This is a genomic window from Sphingobium sp. SG1, assembly GCF_057063145.1.
In genome coordinates this window covers 1-243 of record NZ_JBVVOJ010000111.1, presented here as the reverse complement: position 1 = coordinate 243, position 243 = coordinate 1, and the positions used below count along the sequence as shown (strand labels likewise).

At 36.2% G+C, this 243-nt stretch carries 1 protein-coding gene; it reads right to left on the bottom strand.

The window, feature by feature from the left end; genetic code table 11:
• The coding region (locus tag AC0KVN_RS27750) for an FtsW/RodA/SpoVE family cell cycle protein (protein WP_483656881.1) at positions 1-243 on the bottom strand (243 nt) is incomplete at both ends.

The following is a 243-nucleotide window of genomic DNA, read 5'->3' as shown; positions in this document are numbered from 1 at the left end:
AAAGTTTTGCGATTTTTCTGATGAAAACTAACAGTTATTCGAGATAACATTAAAATATAGGAAATCTTCATAAACTCTGACGGTTGAAACAAAGTTACCGAGCCAATGGTCACCCAATTTTTAGCACCTGTTGCCGCAAAAAGCTGTGGACTATAAAAAATTAAGGGCAGAACCATTAGGGTTAGTCCTAAAGCATACAGATAGGGCGTGGCTTTCCATAAAAATTCAGTACTGAAAAGCATA